Origin of the sequence: Exiguobacterium sp. UBA6282 (assembly GCF_002440475.1) — a bacterium.
Classification (GTDB): domain Bacteria; phylum Bacillota; class Bacilli; order Exiguobacteriales; family Exiguobacteriaceae; genus Exiguobacterium_A.
The window spans coordinates 1-16,384 of record NZ_DJUM01000030.1 but is presented as its reverse complement, the minus strand read 5'-3'; the positions used below and the strand labels follow the sequence as shown (position 1 = coordinate 16,384).

The following is a 16,384-nucleotide window of genomic DNA, read 5'->3' as shown; positions in this document are numbered from 1 at the left end:
ATGTTATAGATGACTTGTTTCCGCTGTTGTTGAATTGAGATCCAACCTTCAGAAAACGGCAACAGATGTGGTAAATCGAGGAGTAACGAATCGATCGTCTCGCGCTCGAAGCGGGAAATCAACAAGTGTTCCTTCGCATCATCAAATCGTTTGGCATTATCGTTTGCTTCAAGGGAGTCACCACGTTCTTGCAACAGACGTTTGAACAAGAAGAGAATCAAGGCGGATACTGTAGCCGCGACGAGCGGACTTTCATCGTAGAACCAGATTCCAAGTAGAGCACTTAACATGCTGATTCCATAAACGAGGGACTGCAGCTTCACGAGACGTCGCCAATCGTATTTCAAGTAGAGGAAGCGATTGACGAACAGACATTGGAAGTAAGAGACAAGGAAGACAGTGATCAAAAAGCCGATGAAGGGAAGCAGGGCTTTCGTATACGTAAAGTTTGAGCCGATCGGTCCACCGAGCGCTTCATACGCAAATACCGGAAGCGAGATGTAGACTAAATCAAACAAGGCGTTGATCGGGTAGAGATAGGCGAAACGTTTCCAGCGAATCGCTTTTCGGTGAGACATGAATTGAAAGACGAGAATACCGACTTGGCTTAAAATCAAAGCGTACGTCAAACCGTAATTGAGGAATAAAAATAAGATGATGCCTTCTTGGAATGTATAATAAATGCCGCCACGACGGACATTATCGAACTGAAACAGGAGAACGAGCCCAAACAAATAAAGAGTATTGACGATGGAGATGGAAGGATGGAAGGTAGGTGGATGAACGATGCCAATCAATAATAACGTCAAGGCGACGAGACTGAAAACGATCCAGCTCGTCCGGGCTACCTGTTGGTAGTAGCGCATGAAACATCCCTCCCCCTGAGAAGTATCTTTTATTCCTATACCCGAATTGTGGAAATTTTGATAAGCCATTTACCAAAAAAATAAGGTTGAGAGAAAAGAAAGAATTGCGTATAATGTGAAAGATATCGAATACAGTCGATGATGAAGAGAGTAACGGTTGATTTTCGTCAACTAGCGAATCAGGGAATGGTGGAAGCCTGAGGACGAACCGGTCGTGAAGCGCACTTCTGAGACGCTACCCGATTCCAGAAGGAAAAGGCGTAGCCGGGGGAACCCCGTTATCCCCGAACAAGGTGGGTGTCAAAAATGACACCAAGAAGAGTGGTACCGCGGTCATTCCGTCTCTTTGCGCGTGGCGCAAGGGGCGTTTTTTATTGCCAAAAATCAGTGAAGCAGGAGGAAATAAAGATGAGTTATAAAACGCAATACGCAGAAGTATTACATCAAGTCATGGAAGGTGCCTTATCGGTTGAACAAATCGAACAACTGATCGAGCAACCGAAACATGAAGATCATGGAGATCTGGCATTCCCATGTTTCATGCTCGCGAAAGCATTCCGTAAAGCACCGAACATGATTGCTTCGGAGCTCGCAGAAAAAATTGATGCGCCGTTGTTCTCAAACGTTCAAGCTGTTGGTCCTTACATTAACGTCTTCTTGAACCGGGAAGTCGTCTCGCAAGAAATCGTCAACCAAGTCCTGACGGAGCAAGAGGCGTTCGGATCAAGTGAAGCGAATGGAAAAACGATCGTCACTGATTTTTCATCACCAAACATCGCGAAACCTTTCTCGATGGGTCACTTACGTTCAACAGTAATCGGAAATGCGCTCAACCAAATCTCACGTAAAAAAGGGTACGACGTCGTCGGTGTCAACCACTTAGGGGACTGGGGAACACAGTTCGGGAAATTGATGGTGGCGTACACGATGTGGGGTGAGGAAGAAGCGGTCCGTGCAGAACCAATCAAGGAATTGTTGAAATTATACGTCCGGTTCCACGAAGAAGCGGAAACAAATCCGACGCTTGAGGACGAAGGACGTCTCTGGTTCAAAAAACTCGAACAAGGTGATGAGCAGGCAACGACGCTTTGGACGTGGTTCCGTGAAGTCTCACTCGTCGAGTTCAACCGTGTTTATGAGATGCTCGGTGTTAAATTCGATAGTTTGAACGGAGAAGCCTTCTACAACGATAAGATGCAACACGTCATCGATTTGCTCGAAGAAAAAGATCTCCTCGTCGAATCAGAAGGGGCAATGGTCGTTGACCTCGAAGCAGAGGGTATGCCACCTGCCTTGATTAAAAAGAAAGATGGCGCAACGCTTTATGCGACACGTGACTTAGCAGCTGCTGTCTATCGTCTCGAAACGTACCGCTTTGAGCAAGCATTCTACGTCGTTGGCGGTGAACAAGCGCTTCACTTCAAGCAATTGTTCGCAGTCCTGAAGAAACTTGGATTTGAGAACGTCGACGGAATGCACCATGTACCGTTCGGTTTGATTATGAAAGACGGAAAGAAAATGTCGACGCGTAAAGGTCGGATCGTCTTGCTTGAAGAAGTACTACAAGAAGCAATCGACGTCGCGAAGCAAAACATCGCGGAAAAAAATCCGAACTTAGCGAATGCCGAAGCCACAGCTCGTCAAGTAGGTGTTGGCGCCGTCATCTTCCATGATTTGAAAAATGAACGGATGAATAATATCGAGTTCGATCTTGAGCAGATGTTGAAATTCGAAGGCGAAACAGGACCGTATGTCCAGTACACGAATGCCCGTGCGCACTCGTTGCTCCGTAAAGGTGGCTATGATGGCACACCATTCGCTGGTAGTGCCGATGATCATGCATGGGGTGTCGTCTCGATGCTAAACCAATTCTCGACGGTCATCGATCGCGCGTTTACACGTCGCGAGCCGTCAATCATCAGCCGCTACGTCTTAGATCTTGCACAAAGCTTCAATAAATACTACGGACACGTCCGTGTTCTCGAAGATGACGCAGCAAAACAATCGCGTCTTGCACTCGTCAAGTCCGTCACGATCGTCTTGACAGAAGGTCTTCGTTTACTTGGTGTCGGCGCTCCGGAAGAAATGTAAGACCAATCCACGAATAAGAAGAGGTAGATTATGAAGACTGAGACGAAAGACCGATTACAGCAAGCTGCTTCACAGATGAAGCAGGAGCCTTTGGCAGAAACCGTCGCCTTCATGGCTGATTTTCACGGGAAAGTCGCTGCTTGGTTACCGGGAGAGTCTGTCGATTTCGTTCACGATTTCGTGACAGCGCCGGAAGCTGATTTGATTGCTCCGATCGAAGGAGACGCGTTGCGCACGAAAGACAATTTTGAATTCTTCATGCGTAAGAAACAGACACGAAAAAAACTCGGCGAACTGTTGACGCTTTGGAAGTCGGCACGCACGACAGAGACGTTGAGTCAAATCGATGCGATCGGATTAAAAAAATGGCTCGCTCGTAATGAATTCCGTTCGGAAGATAAACCATGGGATTATTTGAACCGTCTGCATGTTCTTCTGTTCCTTGATTTGATGACGACGATCATCGATGATCATCGATTGACGAGTTTGCATGAGCAACTTGTCGGTACAACACCAGTTCCGACGAGCTTCGTTCGTCGTCAAGGGGATGTCCGTCAAGTCATCGAAGCATTCGCGGAAGAGACGAACTTCACACAAGTGGATATCGTCAAGGCATCGCTTGTCCGTTATCTCTGATCAATAAGATGCATGAACAAAAGCCGTCGAGCCCTGTGCCCGACGGCTTTTGTCGTATCCTCTTACTTCGCCTGATAGAATACGATCGATTGTTGCACTGAATCGTAAAGACACCATTCTCGTTCGAACACGACAGGACCTAGATTGATGGCATATCGTCCTCCATTAATGGATAAAGATTGATACAATGGGCTCGACAGAGCAATACCATTTCGAAACAAACCTCTGATATGACTATGACCAAAAAAGAGTACTGGTTCACGTTGCTGTGACAAATCAGGCAAAAAATCACGGGACCAATTCAATTGATCTCCATGAATCAACAATGCACCCTCGATGTGTTGTTTTCGAGGGCAGTCGCGTAACGCATCGATGACAGGAGATAGTTGCGGTGGAACGAGCGACAGGATGCGCTCTTCTTGATTACCCAGTAATGTCTTAAAATCAATTAGGTTTAAAAAATCATCATCAAGCGTCACGACGAGGGAGAGCGATTCGAAAGAATAGCGCTTCGCTCGCTTTTTACCGACATGGCATTCATGAACATCACCGAGACAAAACAAATGCGCATCGGGAGCGAGCTGTCGTATGTCAGCTAGGACAGCCGCTGTGTCGGCTACTGAACTGTGAAGATCCGCAAAAAGGGCATAACGCATGATCGACCACTCCTTTGTTAAGGAGATACCCGAAAATGCGTTATGCCTATCTTTTGAATATGAGCGTTCAGATCAATCGATTAACGGAAGTTAATGAATTGAACATCGACTGATAATGGAAGCTCACGAACGATCTGCATGACTTGTTGTAAGTCGTCACGTGATTTACCTGTGACGCGGATTTGGTCATCTTGGATCTGTGTCTTCACTTTTAATTTCGATTCCTTGACGGCATTGTTGATCTTTTTCGCGTCGTCACGGTCGATTCCACTTTTCAGGATGACACGTTGTCGGACCGTATTCCCGGCAGCCTGCTCGACTTTTTCATACTGCAGGTTTTTGGTTGGGACTTCGCGCTTGATCAATTTTGCTGTTAAGACATCTTTGACTTGATCGAGTTTGAAATCGTCATCTGAGATTAGAATCAAATCCTCTTTTTCGAGCTTCATGTCGCTTTTTGAACCTTTGAAGTCGAAGCGGTTCGTGATTTCCTTCAGTGCGATTTGGACCGCGTTCTTGACTTCCTCGATGTTGATTTGTGACACGATATCAAATGAATTATCTTTTGCTGCCATTTCAATCTCCCCTTTCATTCCACTCTCTATTTTAGAGAGGAATACCGGAAGCGTCCACTGCTTTGAAATTTTGTTATAATAAAAACCATGAAATGAAAGGGGTGCTTGGCTTTGAAACAAACAGCAGACATGTTGACGCTCACACCGCAAGAACTGGATGAGCGATTTGCCTATAGTGGAAATGATTTAGGAGCGACCTTCTCAGAGACAGCGATTCACGTGCGCTTGTGGGCGCCGACAGCAGAACGTGTCGTGATTCGTCTCTACAAGACACTACGCGCACGAAAAGTCGAAGAGGTCGAGATGGTGGCAGACGAACGGGGAACGTACGTCGTTGAACTCGATCGAGCGACATATGAAGGTTATTTCTATACGTTTCAAGCGAGCATCAACGGACAAAAGGTCGAGGCGGTCGATCCGTATGCGAAAGCCGTCGGAACGAACGGAAAGCGCGGCGCATTAATTGACCCGACCAGTGTGACACCAGAACGATGGATTGAAGAACGTCCATTATTCCATTCTTCGCAAGACGCAGTTGTTTATGAATTACACGTACGCGATGCAACGAGTCATCCGGCCAGTGGTGTCGTTGCACGTGGTACGTTCGCTGGACTGACGGAAGCAGGGACACGGACACCAAATGGTGGATTGACAGGGCTTGATTATTTGGCAGACCTCGGTGTGACACATGTCCAGTTACTACCGATCTATGATTTTGGCTCGGTCAATGAGACAGCGCCGAACGACCCGGATAACTATAACTGGGGTTATGATCCGGTGAACTACTTTGCGCCGGAAGGTTCGTACTCCTCGAATCCGGATGATCCACGAACGCGGATTCTTGAATTAAAACAATTGGTGCAGGCGTTACATGATCGCGGGATCCGTGTCATCATGGACGTCGTCTTCAATCATACGTATGATGCGGCGACGGTTCCGCTTGGTCAGTTCGTTCCTGGATACTTTTATCGTCAAGAGGCGGATGGGAGTCTCTCAAACGGTAGTTTCTGTGGAAATGATACTGCATCTGAACGTCTGATGATGCGAAAGTTCATTCTTGATTGTGTGACGTACTGGGCGAAAGAATACCATCTCGATGGGTTCCGCTTCGACTTAATGGGACTTCATGATATTGAGACGATGAATCAAGTGCGCCATGCACTTGACCGGATTGATCCATCGATTCTGATCATCGGTGAAGGCTGGGATCTCGATACGCCACTTGATCCGGAAGAAAAAGCGAACTATTTCAACGCACCGAAGATGCCAGGAATCGCTCATTTCAACAACGGTTTACGGGACGGGGTCAAAGGCGATGTCCAAACGCCAGAAGACCGTGGTTTCATCAGTGGTGCATTTGACCGGACGAGTGAAGTCAAACGGGGAATCGCTGGTAACGTCTCTTCGCAAGGGTTTGCCGATGAGCCGAATCAAGTCGTCTCGTACGTCGAGGCTCATGATGATTTGACGATTTGGGATAAATTGACGGTGTCTCGTCCAGAAGACACGGAAGAGCTTCGTCGGAAACGGCAAATGCTTGCGAATGCGATCATTTTGACGGGACAAGGGATTCCTTTCCTCCATGCCGGACAAGAGTTCTTCCGGACGAAAGACGGTATTCGTGACAGCTTCAATGCCGGAGAGGTCGTGAATCGTCTCGACTATGAACGGGCAGAAACAGAGCGTCCAGCAGTCGAGTACGTCAAAGGATTGATTGCCCTTCGTCGTCAGTATCCGATGTTCCGTCTCGCAAACGCGGCGATGATTAAAAAACATCTTCGTTTCCTTGAAGAAGAGGAAGGTGTCATTGCCTTTGAACTGAAGCGAACATATGAAGGATACGTCGAACGGCAGCGTGTCTATCACAATGCGACGGAAAAAGATATCACGATTGAATTGCCAAATGGTGAATTCGAGGTGTTGGTTGAGTCGGGTGCCGTTAAATTACACGCACCACGGTTGCACGAAGAAAAACAGTTAGTCGTTCCAGCATTGACGACTACGGTTATTGCGGAACGAAAAGCAGATTACAAGAAATACGCGGTAGCAGGTGGTGCAGCACTGACGATCATCGGATTGTTGTACGCAGCGAACAAGCGTCGAAAGAAAACCGATTAAATGGAGAAGGATGAAGCACTAAATGGCTTCGTCCTTCTTTTGTGTGCGGATGACAGTCCGATGTCAGCCTGTCATACAATTGACTTACGAAAATCATTGAAAGATTGTTTGAACATACATCTTTCGGGAACAATTCATATGTAGTATTTTAAATGTTGTTTTGACGTGAAAGGATGTACGTTGTATGTTCGGTTTCGGTGATTTATGGAAATTCTTTTTGTCGTTCTTTTTACTATTGCCTATCGTGACATTGATTCATGAGATGGGACATTACTTTTTTGCCCGATTATTCGGCGGAAACATGGAGATCAATATCGGTTCAGGAAAGTCGTTGCTTCGTGTTGGTCCGATTCGTTTGAATCGCGTCTATTTTTGGGATGGCTGGTGTCAATATGAGGCACTACGTAAAGAGACGAAATTCGCTAACATTCTGGTTTATGCCGGTGGATCGATTGCAAACGTGGCGAGTATCTTAGCCATCAATGGTCTGATTTACGCCGGTGTGTTCGAAGCATCAATCTTTACCTATCAATTCGCGTATTTTTCGTTTTATTTCGTCTTTTTCTCCCTCTTCCCGATCGATCATCCGAACGGTTATCCGAGTGATGGGAAAGCGATCATTAATGTCTTCCGGTACGGTAAATCAGAATACCATCCGCAATCCTAAGGTAAAAAATAAAGCCTCCTTCCATCGTTGGAAAAGAGGCTACTTACTCAAGATTCCGATTCGCTAGACGAATCAGGTTCCGTGTTCGCTTGTTCCTGCTCGAGTTCGACGAGCTTTTGAATCAAGATATGGCGTGGCATATGCATTAGTTGTTCAAGTGGTACGTTCAGACGTTTCGCAAGTTCGATAGCTGTCTCTGCGGATAATTGTAAAGGTTTCATCGTGTTCGTCCTCCTTTTTCCATGAAGTTAGTATAACAGGAGGTGCAAGCCGAGCGCATCAATAGTAGCGAGAAACTGAGAAGGTTGATACCGTATGAAGTAGGAAGTGATGCATATGTATAAACCTGCTGCAGAGCTGTTACTCCATGAATCCGTCTCACTGTTTGATCGCATCGGGGAGGATTTGCTTCTTTTTCGAGATCGCCACGGATTTATGAAATGTGATGCGGATTTAAGACCACTGTGGGAAACAGCATGTGCGTATGTTCCATTCTCCTGGTACATTGAGCCAGGCGGTGGACGATTGTTCATCGTATTTGAAGAGTCAGCTTATTTTGGTTTATTGGATTTAGAGCAAGGGCATTTAAATTACATTAAGCGACCCGCTGCTTTCTCCGAAGCATGGTTCAGTAATTTATTCTTGTGGCAAGATGATGAAATCTTCCTATACACGGCAGAAACGGACGTCGTCTGTGTGAACGTTCAAACAGGGGACTGGCGGTACTCAAACTATGAAGAGGTGCCGCTGTTCGGACGCTTAGTTGAGCGAGGATATGATACACGTTTGACGTTCGAGCGATTCATCGCACCTACGACGATCATCTCCTATGATGATCTACAAGAACGGTATGTGATTTGGGATGCCGCGACGAATCAGGAATCAATCATTCCTTTTTCGGATTACGCGGAGTATTCACTCGTTGACCACCGGCACCAATTGTTTTCGATCACCGATTCCTCTCGGTTTTACTTGTATGAGAAGAGTCAGCTGAAATATAAGTTCGAGGGATGCTACTCCTCCGTTTTACTCAAAAGTGTGTTACTCGATGAAGAGGCGCGGCGTCTTGCGATCGTGTCGACATCGACTACATTCGGCAACACATGGGTTCAAATTTTTCAAAAGACGTAATGAAACATCCTTTTCGCTTTTCAGCAAGAAGGATGTTTTTTGTACGTTTATACAGGAAGGAGACGCATCATGGAACGGCTTGGTCATCTGATTAGTGCGTATTTTCGAGGAGTGTTGGTCGTTTGGGGGCTTCTACTCGTCGTGCTTGGTTATTTTGCATATCAATTACCCGATCGTCTAGAAGGAAATGGATTTACACGTGACGGTGATTTTCAACGTGTCGAAACGGTGCTCGCTCAAGATTTTGGGCAGGATCCACATACGATCATCGTCCTATTTGAGAATCAAGAGAATCTACGACAAACGATGGTACAACATGTCGAGCGCTTCCGTGACATCAAAGGAGTCGGGAACGTCATTGGTCCCGTCGAAAATCCGCGAGCGATGCGGGACGATAAGGGATACGTGACAGTCGGTGTACCAACACTTGATGCGAAATGGGCAACAGCGGTCACACGTCAACTGGATGGTACCGGGACGATTCGGCTAACGGGTGAACCGGTCGTCGTTGATGATTTGAATACAGCGTCCAAAAATGACCTCATCCGAGCTGAGTTAATCGGAATTCCGGCAGCATTGATCGTCTTACTACTCGTTTTCGGTACACCCGTTGCCGCCATCTTACCCTTGATCATGGGACTCGTCACTTTTGTTTTTGGTGCCGGTGTTCTTTATTTCGTTGCCGGACAACAAGAGTTATCGATCTTCGTCTTGAATGCGGTCGCAATGATTTCGCTGGCGCTCGGCATTGATTTTTCGCTGTTATACGTTAATCGGTTCCGTGAAGAACGGCAGGACGGACAAGGGATTCGGTCGGCAGCGATTCGTTCGGTCGAGACGGCAGGACGCTCGATTTTATTTTCCGGAATCTGTGTATTCGTCGGACTTGCAGGATTGTTGTTGATTGATGTTGATGTCTTCCGCGCTGTCGCAATCGGGACACTCGTTTCGGTACTCGGGGCGGTTGTCAGTGCGTTGACATTATTACCGGCACTATTAATCGTTTTCGGGAAGGTACTAGAAAAAGGACGACTTTTCCGGCAACAAGCAGGTCGTGGAGAAGATCGTTGGCGCCGCCTCGCACGTTTCGTCATGAAGCGCCCTGTCACAGTGACGATTCTATCTTTATTACTTCTTTTACCTTGTTTATTTCCGTTACGTGACTTGACGTTGAACATTCCGCAAGCAACTGCCCTGCCGGAATCCTATCCGTCGCGTCTGGCCTTTGAGTCGTGGGAAAAAACATTCGGGAACGATGGAACGGACGCCGTTCTCATCTTGTCTGCGGATGCTTCCTCAGAGGTGGGACGAGAAAAAATCGAAGATGTGACGATTCGACTCGAATCAGATTCAGAAGTGCGTTCCGTCGTGTCCGCCGCAACGATCGCGGAACAGCAACAGGTTCCGCTCGAGCAGTTACTCGCTGTTTCGGCTGGGCGCGATGCACTGAAGCCGTTTCTATCAGAGAACGATCAAGCACGGATCAACGTCAATTTAAAAGGAAATCCCGGCGATGCTACTTCGCAAGACTGGGTACGGAAGGTGCAGGCGGACGGTTACCTTGTCGGGGGACTAGCAGCCTTTAATCAGGAAATTTATGATGCCATTGAATCGAAACTCCCACTGGCTATCGGTGTCGTCGTCTTGGCGACATTCATCATTCTGCTAATCGCGTTCCGATCCATCTTGATTCCAATCAAAGCGATTCTGATGAATTTGCTCAGTTTAGGAGCAACGTTTGGATTACTCGTCGTCTTGTTCGAGTCCGGCGCAGTTCTTCCGCAGGAGACGATCGGCATTCTAACACCGGTCTTCATCTTCTCACTCGTCTTCGGCTTATCGATGGATTATGAAGTGTTCCTCGTCTCGCGAATGGAAGAATATTATGACGAGACGGGCGATAACGATCATGCGACCGAGATGGGACTGGCGAAGACGAGTAAAATCATTACGTCCGCTGCCTTGATCATGATTGTCGTCACTGGTGCGTTTGCCTTTACAGGTGTTAGTCCGATCAAACAACTTGGCGTCGGTATCGCGCTTGCAATTTTTATTGATGCGACGATTGTCCGGATGCTCCTTGTCCCCGCACTGATGAAGCTATTTGGTCACTGGAACTGGTGGTGGCCGGGAGGGCGTCGTAAAGCGATCCGCAAGTGACACATCGCGTAAGCACATCAGTAGCTATTCAGAGGAAGACGAGCGTATACTGTCGATATTCAATTCAAGAAATTAGAGGAGGCACTTCACTCATGGCAACTCAAGCAATGTTTGAACCATTTACACTACCAAACGGTGTGACGCTGAAAAACCGCGTCTTGATGGCACCGATGACGAACTATGCGGCACAAGAGAACGGCGAAGTATCGGATGCGGAACTCGCGTACTACGCAGAACGTTCAGGTGGCGTCAGCGCTGTCATTACAGCATGTGCGAACGTCACAGCAGACGGTCAAGGATTCCCGAATGAGTTTGGTGCGCATCGTGACGATCTCGTGCCGAGTCTGAAGCGACTCGCGAAAACGATTCAAGATAAAGGCGCAAAAGCGATCTTACAAATCTTCCACGCTGGTCGTATGGCACCACCAGAACTCATCGGTGGGCAAACGGTCAGTGCAAGTGCTATTGCACCCGTGCGTGAAGGTGCGATGACACCACGTGCGTTAGAGGCAGAAGAAGTCGAAGCAATCATCGAAGCATTCGGTCAAGCGACACGCCGTGCGATGGAAGCTGGATTTGATGGTGTTGAGATTCACGGTGCAAACACGTACTTGATCCAACAGTTCTTCTCACCACACTCAAATCGTCGTGAAGATAAATGGGGCGGTAGCTTAGAAAAACGTCTCGCCTTCCCATTAGCTGTCGTGGATGCAGTCGAAGCTGTCGCTAAACAAAATCCTTCGTTCATCGTCGGATACCGTTTCTCTCCAGAAGAAATTGAAAATCCAGGAATCACACTCGATGATACGATGCGCCTCGTCGATGAGCTGGCGAAAAAAGACCTCGATTACTTGCACGTTTCCGTGATGGACTTCTTCGCAGGTTCAATTCGTGATGAAAATGAAACGACATCACCAATTACACTCGTTCAAGAACGTGTTGGTGAACAGGTACCTATCATCGGTGTCGGATCGCTTCACACAGCGGACGAAGTCGAACAAGGTTTGGCTGTCGTTCCAATGATCGCTCTTGGTCGTGAACTGATCATGGAACCGAAATGGGTTGAGAAAGTCGAAGCGGGTGACCTTGCGTCAATCCGGACAGAACTTGATCCAGAAGCACAAGCAGAACTCGTCGTTCCAGATGCATTATGGGCAGGCATCACAAGCCGTCCAGGCTGGTTCCCGATTAAACAAACAAGCAAATAATAGAACAGCATCAAAAGCACTCTAGATTTCGTGTCTAGAGTGCTTTGAGACTGAAGGTAAAGTGCAATTTTTCTCTAACGAGAAGGATTGCGCTTTTTTGTTCGTCTCGCATCGTTTTCCTGGGACAAGCATCGCGCCGCTTCGCTTCGCTGCAGGGTCGCTCTTGCTTGCTTTTCCCTAGGAAGCGATGTCGAGTGAACAAAACGCTTCTCGAATCCTTCTTCTAGAAAAAAATAACGCGTTTCACGCCACTCCTACAGGAAAAAGCGCATTATGCGCTGTCAGAGACAAACGAGACCCGTTTTCCTGCTCGAAGCGGGAAAACTGGCTCGTGTCTCGCCTGAGGAAAGGGCGTGAAGAGACGCGTCATTTTTTGGAGTCATCCCTGTTGTCTACAATTTTTTTGTTTATTAATAGGCAACCTGTCCCATCCGAACGCCACAAAACGTATGCAAGGTGACCGGATCCTGTAGGTTCGTTCGTTCCAACATATCGTTTAAGAGTAACGCACAGACGTAGGCATCTTCTTTCGCATCATGGTGCTGGAAAGAGACGTTGAGAAACTCTGCCATCGTATTCAATCGATGGTTCGGCAACCAAGGATACAATTTGCGGGATAATTTGACCGTGCAGCCGTAGGTGAAAGCGGGCATCTGGTACATATCGTATTTTTGAATCGCTTTTTGGAGTGCCCCCATATCAAATGATGCATTGTGAGCAACGATCAGTTGAGCGCCTGCAATCAAATCGTATAAGCCATGGGCTTCCATTGCTTCAGGTAACGTCGGCGCATCAAAGACATCGCTCGGACGAATTCCGTGGACCCGAATGTTTCCAGCATCGAAATTTTCTTCTGGATTGATTAAGACCTGTTTACTCTCCGTGACACGACCGTTCGAGAGAACGGACCAACCAAACGCACAAATGCTTCGGCTATTTCGGTTTGCCGTTTCAAAGTCAATTGCTAATGTATACATCCAGCAGGCTCCTTTCTGTCATTCACTAGTAACAGAATACATGTTCGTATTCTGGAAGTCCATCAAAAAAGACCATCTGCAAGGCAGACGATCTTAGATCCATTCCATTCACTTCGCGGTGGCGACTTTTTGTTCCTCTGCGACGTACGCTTCCGGTTTAAATAACAGAACGCGATCTTTATAGGCGAAAACAAGGGCCGTCAAAACAGCCATTGCATCAGCGATCGGAAAAGCGAACCAGACACCATTGACACCGAAGAACACGGGCAATATCAAGACGAGTGGAATCGTGTATAACGTTTGGCGTGACAAGGACAAGAATAAAGCGACTTTTGCTTTTGCAAGCGATTGGTACATTCCGTTGACAATCATTTGAATTCCGTAGACGAACGATAAGGCGAATAAGATACGCATCGCACTCGAGCCTTCCTGTAGAAGTGTCGCCTCTTCTGTGAACAAGCCGACCCAAAAACGAGGGAACAGTTGAATGAGTAACCACAAGCTGATCGATAACGATAAACCGTAGCGGATTGCCAACTTGATGGCGAGCGACATCCGGCTAAACTGCCGGGATCCGAAATTATACCCGACGATCGGTTGCATCCCTTGCACGATCCCCATGATCGGCATACCGACGAGCGCCATGAACTTATTGATGACTGCAAACGTTGCCAGTTCTGTCGTACCCCCGTACCGGACGAGCATATGATTGACAGTGATGAATAGAACGGATTGAGAGACTTGCATGATGAACGACGATGATCCAATTTGCATCATCCGGAACGTTAATCGGAAATCAGGTTTAAAAGCACTCCGATTGAGCGTCAAGCCAGTTTGTCGGCGTTTCGTAAAGAAGAATCGAAAAACAAGTACAGCACCAACGATTTGCGCAACGACTGTCCCGAGTGCAGCACCTTGGATGCCCCAATCAAGACCAAAGATGAACAGCGGTGTCAGGACGATATTGATCGCAACCGTCGTCAACATGACGCGCATCTGATAGTTCGCGCGTCCTTCTGCGCGGAGCATCGCACTCGACGCCATCGTCAACATGAAGAAAGGAGATCCGATCAAGAGGACGCGTAAGAAAGCGATACTGTACGGCATGATCTCATCCGTCGCTCCAAAGAGACGTAGCAACGGTTCGACGAAGATGAAAGCACTGATGATAGCGAGCATACTGATGAAGAAAACAGCCATCAAGACGTTGGCATAAGCACGACTGGCACCATCTGTTTGTTTTTGACCGAGTCGTTGTGACGCAATTGCAGCACCACCGATCCCGATCGAGTTGGCGATTGCCATTAATACGAGCTGGACGGGGAAAGCGATTCCGACGGCGGCCACGGCAGCCGTACCGATTCCTTGAGCGACGAAAATCGTATCGACGATATTGTAGAGTGCCGTGACGAGCATCCCGACCATCGCTGGTAAAGAGAGACTAAGTAAAAGCTGATTGACAGGTGCTTCACCCAAACGGGCAGTGTTTTTATTCATGGAAGGAGGACCTCCTATTTTAGACAAGTGGTAAGTAGGGTTTTACTCAGAGTAGTCGCTTCTTTAACGAGATGCAAGAAATCACTCTAGTCAATGTGTTCGTTCTATGAAAAAAGGATGCGCCATGAAGCGCATCCGATGGATCTCGATTTAAGATGGTGTAGGCAGGTAACCTTTCGAATATTCGAAAGCAATGAATAAAATAGCACCGAGCGCCAAATAAGCGAGGAGCGTGATCGTTTGTTGTTTTTTCGGCATCTGATGATACTGAACAGACTCTTCAGCAAGACGAAGTGGTTCAATCCGCTGATCGATCCGTCGCAATAAGGCATCGTAATCGTTGGCGGCATCATATTGATACCGTAACAGATCATCTGCTTCCTGACGTGCCTCTTCCGGACTCGCTTGTCGCAAGTCTTGTAAATCGAGACGAAGCGACCAAGCGATCGGATCGTAGGTACTCTCGATTGTTTGTTCTTCCTCACCTTCTAGTTCTGGAGCAAGTGCGACTTCAGCGTCTGCACGTTCTTGCTCTGCCTTTGCCCGTAAAACGCGTTCACGTGCGGCACGGTACAACATTAAGGTCGACCGGTTCGCCTCATATTGTTTCGCGAACTTATACCTTTTCCAAACGGCACTGCCGCCTAAAAAGGCAATCAAGAGCAAAATCAGACTAAAGTGGGTGATACCGTAGGCAATCAAGGCAGCAAGTCCCGCGACCCAGACGATGATCGGAAGTCCCGCAAGAATCCGTCCGCCGTCAAGCGGACTGACGGGAAGTAGGTTGAAGAGATTCAATAGAGCCCCGAGGTGGAAGATGACGAGCCAGAAGTCATTTCCCGTCACAGCATATCCGATCGCAAGCGGAATCAGGGATACGAGACCAGCGAGTGGTCCACCGTACGCGAGAATCGCTTCTTGTTTTGGCGTTCGAAATGTATCCTTGATGCCGATGACGGCTCCCATGAACGGAACGAAAATGGCAGGACCGGTCTTAAAACCGAGTCGTTTAGCGGCGAGTAGATGTCCCATCTCATGAATGAATAGGAGATAGAGCAATCCGACCCCGAACCAAACACCGAATATTTGAGCGTAAAAGAGAAGAGAGATTCCGAACGAAATCAAAGTGCCTCCGAACTTTGAAAATTTCAATAAGGCAAGGATGACCTTTCCTTTCGTCAAGAGAAAGGCGCCGGCAACAGCAAGTCCACCCCAACGTTTTTTAGCCATCGTGAAATTCCTTCTTTCATCATGTGACGTTCTTCCTTAAGTGTACGACACAAATGTAGAAAAAGTTTCATTCAGACTGCTCGGGAATCAGATAGAAACAACTGCCATCTGGTTGACGGGCTTCACTACCGACCTTAAAATGATGCGTCGTCGCTAGAGCTGCAGCAATCGACAATCCGAGTCCACTTCCTGAACGATCGCGTGCTGCATCGAGTCGGTAAAACCGGTCGAATAACCGAGCGCGTTCTTCGTCCGTTAGAGACGTTCCCCGATCAAGGACAGCCAGACGTTCTTTGCGCAGGTGCAATTCTGGTGAAGTAGCATACTTCAGGACATTATCGATATAGATCGTCAAGATACGTAACACCGCTTCGCGATTTGCCCGAATCGTTCCGGAGGCATCAACAGGAATGATCGTCCCTGTTGCGTGATACATCCGATCAGCGAGTTCGCTTCCAAGCTCTGCTAAGTCAATCACTTCGACAGATGTTTCCTCGTAACCGAGACGAGACAATTCGAGCATAGGCTCAATCAAGGTCGTCCGCATCGCATGTGTCTCCTGCAAGATATGT

The 16,384-nt window shown here is 47.6% G+C and carries 14 protein-coding genes, 1 pseudogene and 1 other annotated feature; of the genes and pseudogenes, 7 read left to right on the top strand and 8 right to left on the bottom strand.

The genetic code is table 11. From position 1 onward, the window contains the following. Nucleotides 1–866: pseudogene (locus B2751_RS08980) on the bottom strand (GGDEF domain-containing protein); the annotation flags it as partial. 129 nt (nucleotides 867–995) lie between these two features. Beyond that, nucleotides 996–1,215: a binding site (T-box leader), on the top strand. Between the two features lie 59 nt (nucleotides 1,216–1,274). Here B2751_RS08980 and argS point away from each other — a divergent pair. Both argS and B2751_RS08970 read left to right on the top strand, forming a co-directional pair. Then, nucleotides 1,275–2,957, top strand: a complete 1,683-nt coding sequence (gene argS, locus B2751_RS08975) for an arginine--tRNA ligase (protein WP_290753471.1) — start codon at nucleotides 1,275–1,277, stop codon at nucleotides 2,955–2,957. Nucleotides 2,958–2,987: 30 nt separating this feature from the next. Next, nucleotides 2,988–3,593 carry a hypothetical protein gene (locus tag B2751_RS08970; protein WP_035412119.1) on the top strand — a complete coding sequence of 202 codons (606 nt, stop codon included), beginning with the start codon at nucleotides 2,988–2,990 and terminating at the stop codon, nucleotides 3,591–3,593. A 62-nt stretch (nucleotides 3,594–3,655) separates the two neighbouring features. On the opposite strand, the gene B2751_RS08965 is transcribed toward B2751_RS08970, so the two are convergent. Then, entirely contained in the window at nucleotides 3,656–4,249 is a 594-nt protein-coding gene (locus B2751_RS08965) for a metallophosphoesterase family protein (protein ID WP_290753467.1), read from the bottom strand. 80 nt (nucleotides 4,250–4,329) lie between these two features. Continuing rightward, entirely contained in the window at nucleotides 4,330–4,824 is a 495-nt protein-coding gene (locus tag B2751_RS08960) for a YajQ family cyclic di-GMP-binding protein (protein WP_023469671.1), read from the bottom strand. A gap of 111 nt (nucleotides 4,825–4,935) precedes the next feature. Here B2751_RS08960 and pulA point away from each other — a divergent pair, with 111 nt between their 5' ends. Continuing rightward, nucleotides 4,936–6,942: a type I pullulanase gene (gene pulA, locus B2751_RS08955; protein WP_290774355.1), complete on the top strand. Its 2,007-nt coding sequence runs from the start codon at nucleotides 4,936–4,938 to the stop codon at nucleotides 6,940–6,942. Nucleotides 6,943–7,126: 184 nt separating this feature from the next. After that, entirely contained in the window at nucleotides 7,127–7,609 is a 483-nt protein-coding gene (locus B2751_RS08950; RefSeq protein WP_056059874.1) for a site-2 protease family protein, read from the top strand. Nucleotides 7,610–7,656: 47 nt separating this feature from the next. Here the strand turns inward: B2751_RS08950 and B2751_RS08945 are convergent, their stop codons facing one another. Then, nucleotides 7,657–7,830, bottom strand: coding sequence for a YycC family protein (locus tag B2751_RS08945; protein ID WP_290774353.1), 174 nt, complete (start codon nucleotides 7,828–7,830; stop codon nucleotides 7,657–7,659). Nucleotides 7,831–7,945: 115 nt separating this feature from the next. Here B2751_RS08945 and B2751_RS08940 point away from each other — a divergent pair, with 115 nt between their 5' ends. The 3 genes from B2751_RS08940 to B2751_RS08930 all read left to right on the top strand — a co-directional run bounded on the left by B2751_RS08940 (nucleotide 7,946) and on the right by B2751_RS08930 (nucleotide 12,108). Beyond that, entirely contained in the window at nucleotides 7,946–8,740 is a 795-nt protein-coding gene (locus B2751_RS08940) for a hypothetical protein (protein WP_290774351.1), read from the top strand. 69 nt (nucleotides 8,741–8,809) lie between these two features. After that, nucleotides 8,810–10,900, top strand: coding sequence for an MMPL family transporter (locus tag B2751_RS08935; protein WP_290774349.1), 2,091 nt, complete (start codon nucleotides 8,810–8,812; stop codon nucleotides 10,898–10,900). Nucleotides 10,901–10,992: 92 nt separating this feature from the next. Then, nucleotides 10,993–12,108, top strand: coding sequence for an NADH-dependent flavin oxidoreductase (locus tag B2751_RS08930; protein ID WP_290774347.1), 1,116 nt, complete (start codon nucleotides 10,993–10,995; stop codon nucleotides 12,106–12,108). A gap of 410 nt (nucleotides 12,109–12,518) precedes the next feature. Here B2751_RS08930 and B2751_RS08925 read toward each other — a convergent pair whose 3' ends face one another. The 4 genes from B2751_RS08925 to B2751_RS08910 form a co-directional block, all read right to left on the bottom strand. After that, on the bottom strand, nucleotides 12,519–13,085 hold the full coding sequence (locus B2751_RS08925) for a 3'-5' exonuclease (RefSeq protein WP_290753447.1): 567 nt from the start codon (nucleotides 13,083–13,085) through the stop codon (nucleotides 12,519–12,521). A gap of 108 nt (nucleotides 13,086–13,193) precedes the next feature. Then, nucleotides 13,194–14,582, bottom strand: a complete 1,389-nt coding sequence (locus B2751_RS08920; protein WP_290774345.1) for an MATE family efflux transporter — start codon at nucleotides 14,580–14,582, stop codon at nucleotides 13,194–13,196. A 150-nt stretch (nucleotides 14,583–14,732) separates the two neighbouring features. Beyond that, the gene (locus B2751_RS08915; protein WP_035412136.1) at nucleotides 14,733–15,812 is read right to left on the bottom strand and encodes a site-2 protease family protein; all 1,080 of its coding nucleotides are present in this window, start codon (nucleotides 15,810–15,812) and stop codon (nucleotides 14,733–14,735) included. Between the two features lie 67 nt (nucleotides 15,813–15,879). Next, a partial coding sequence (locus tag B2751_RS08910) for an ATP-binding protein (protein WP_290774343.1) occupies nucleotides 15,880–16,384 on the bottom strand: 505 nt, incomplete at its 5' end.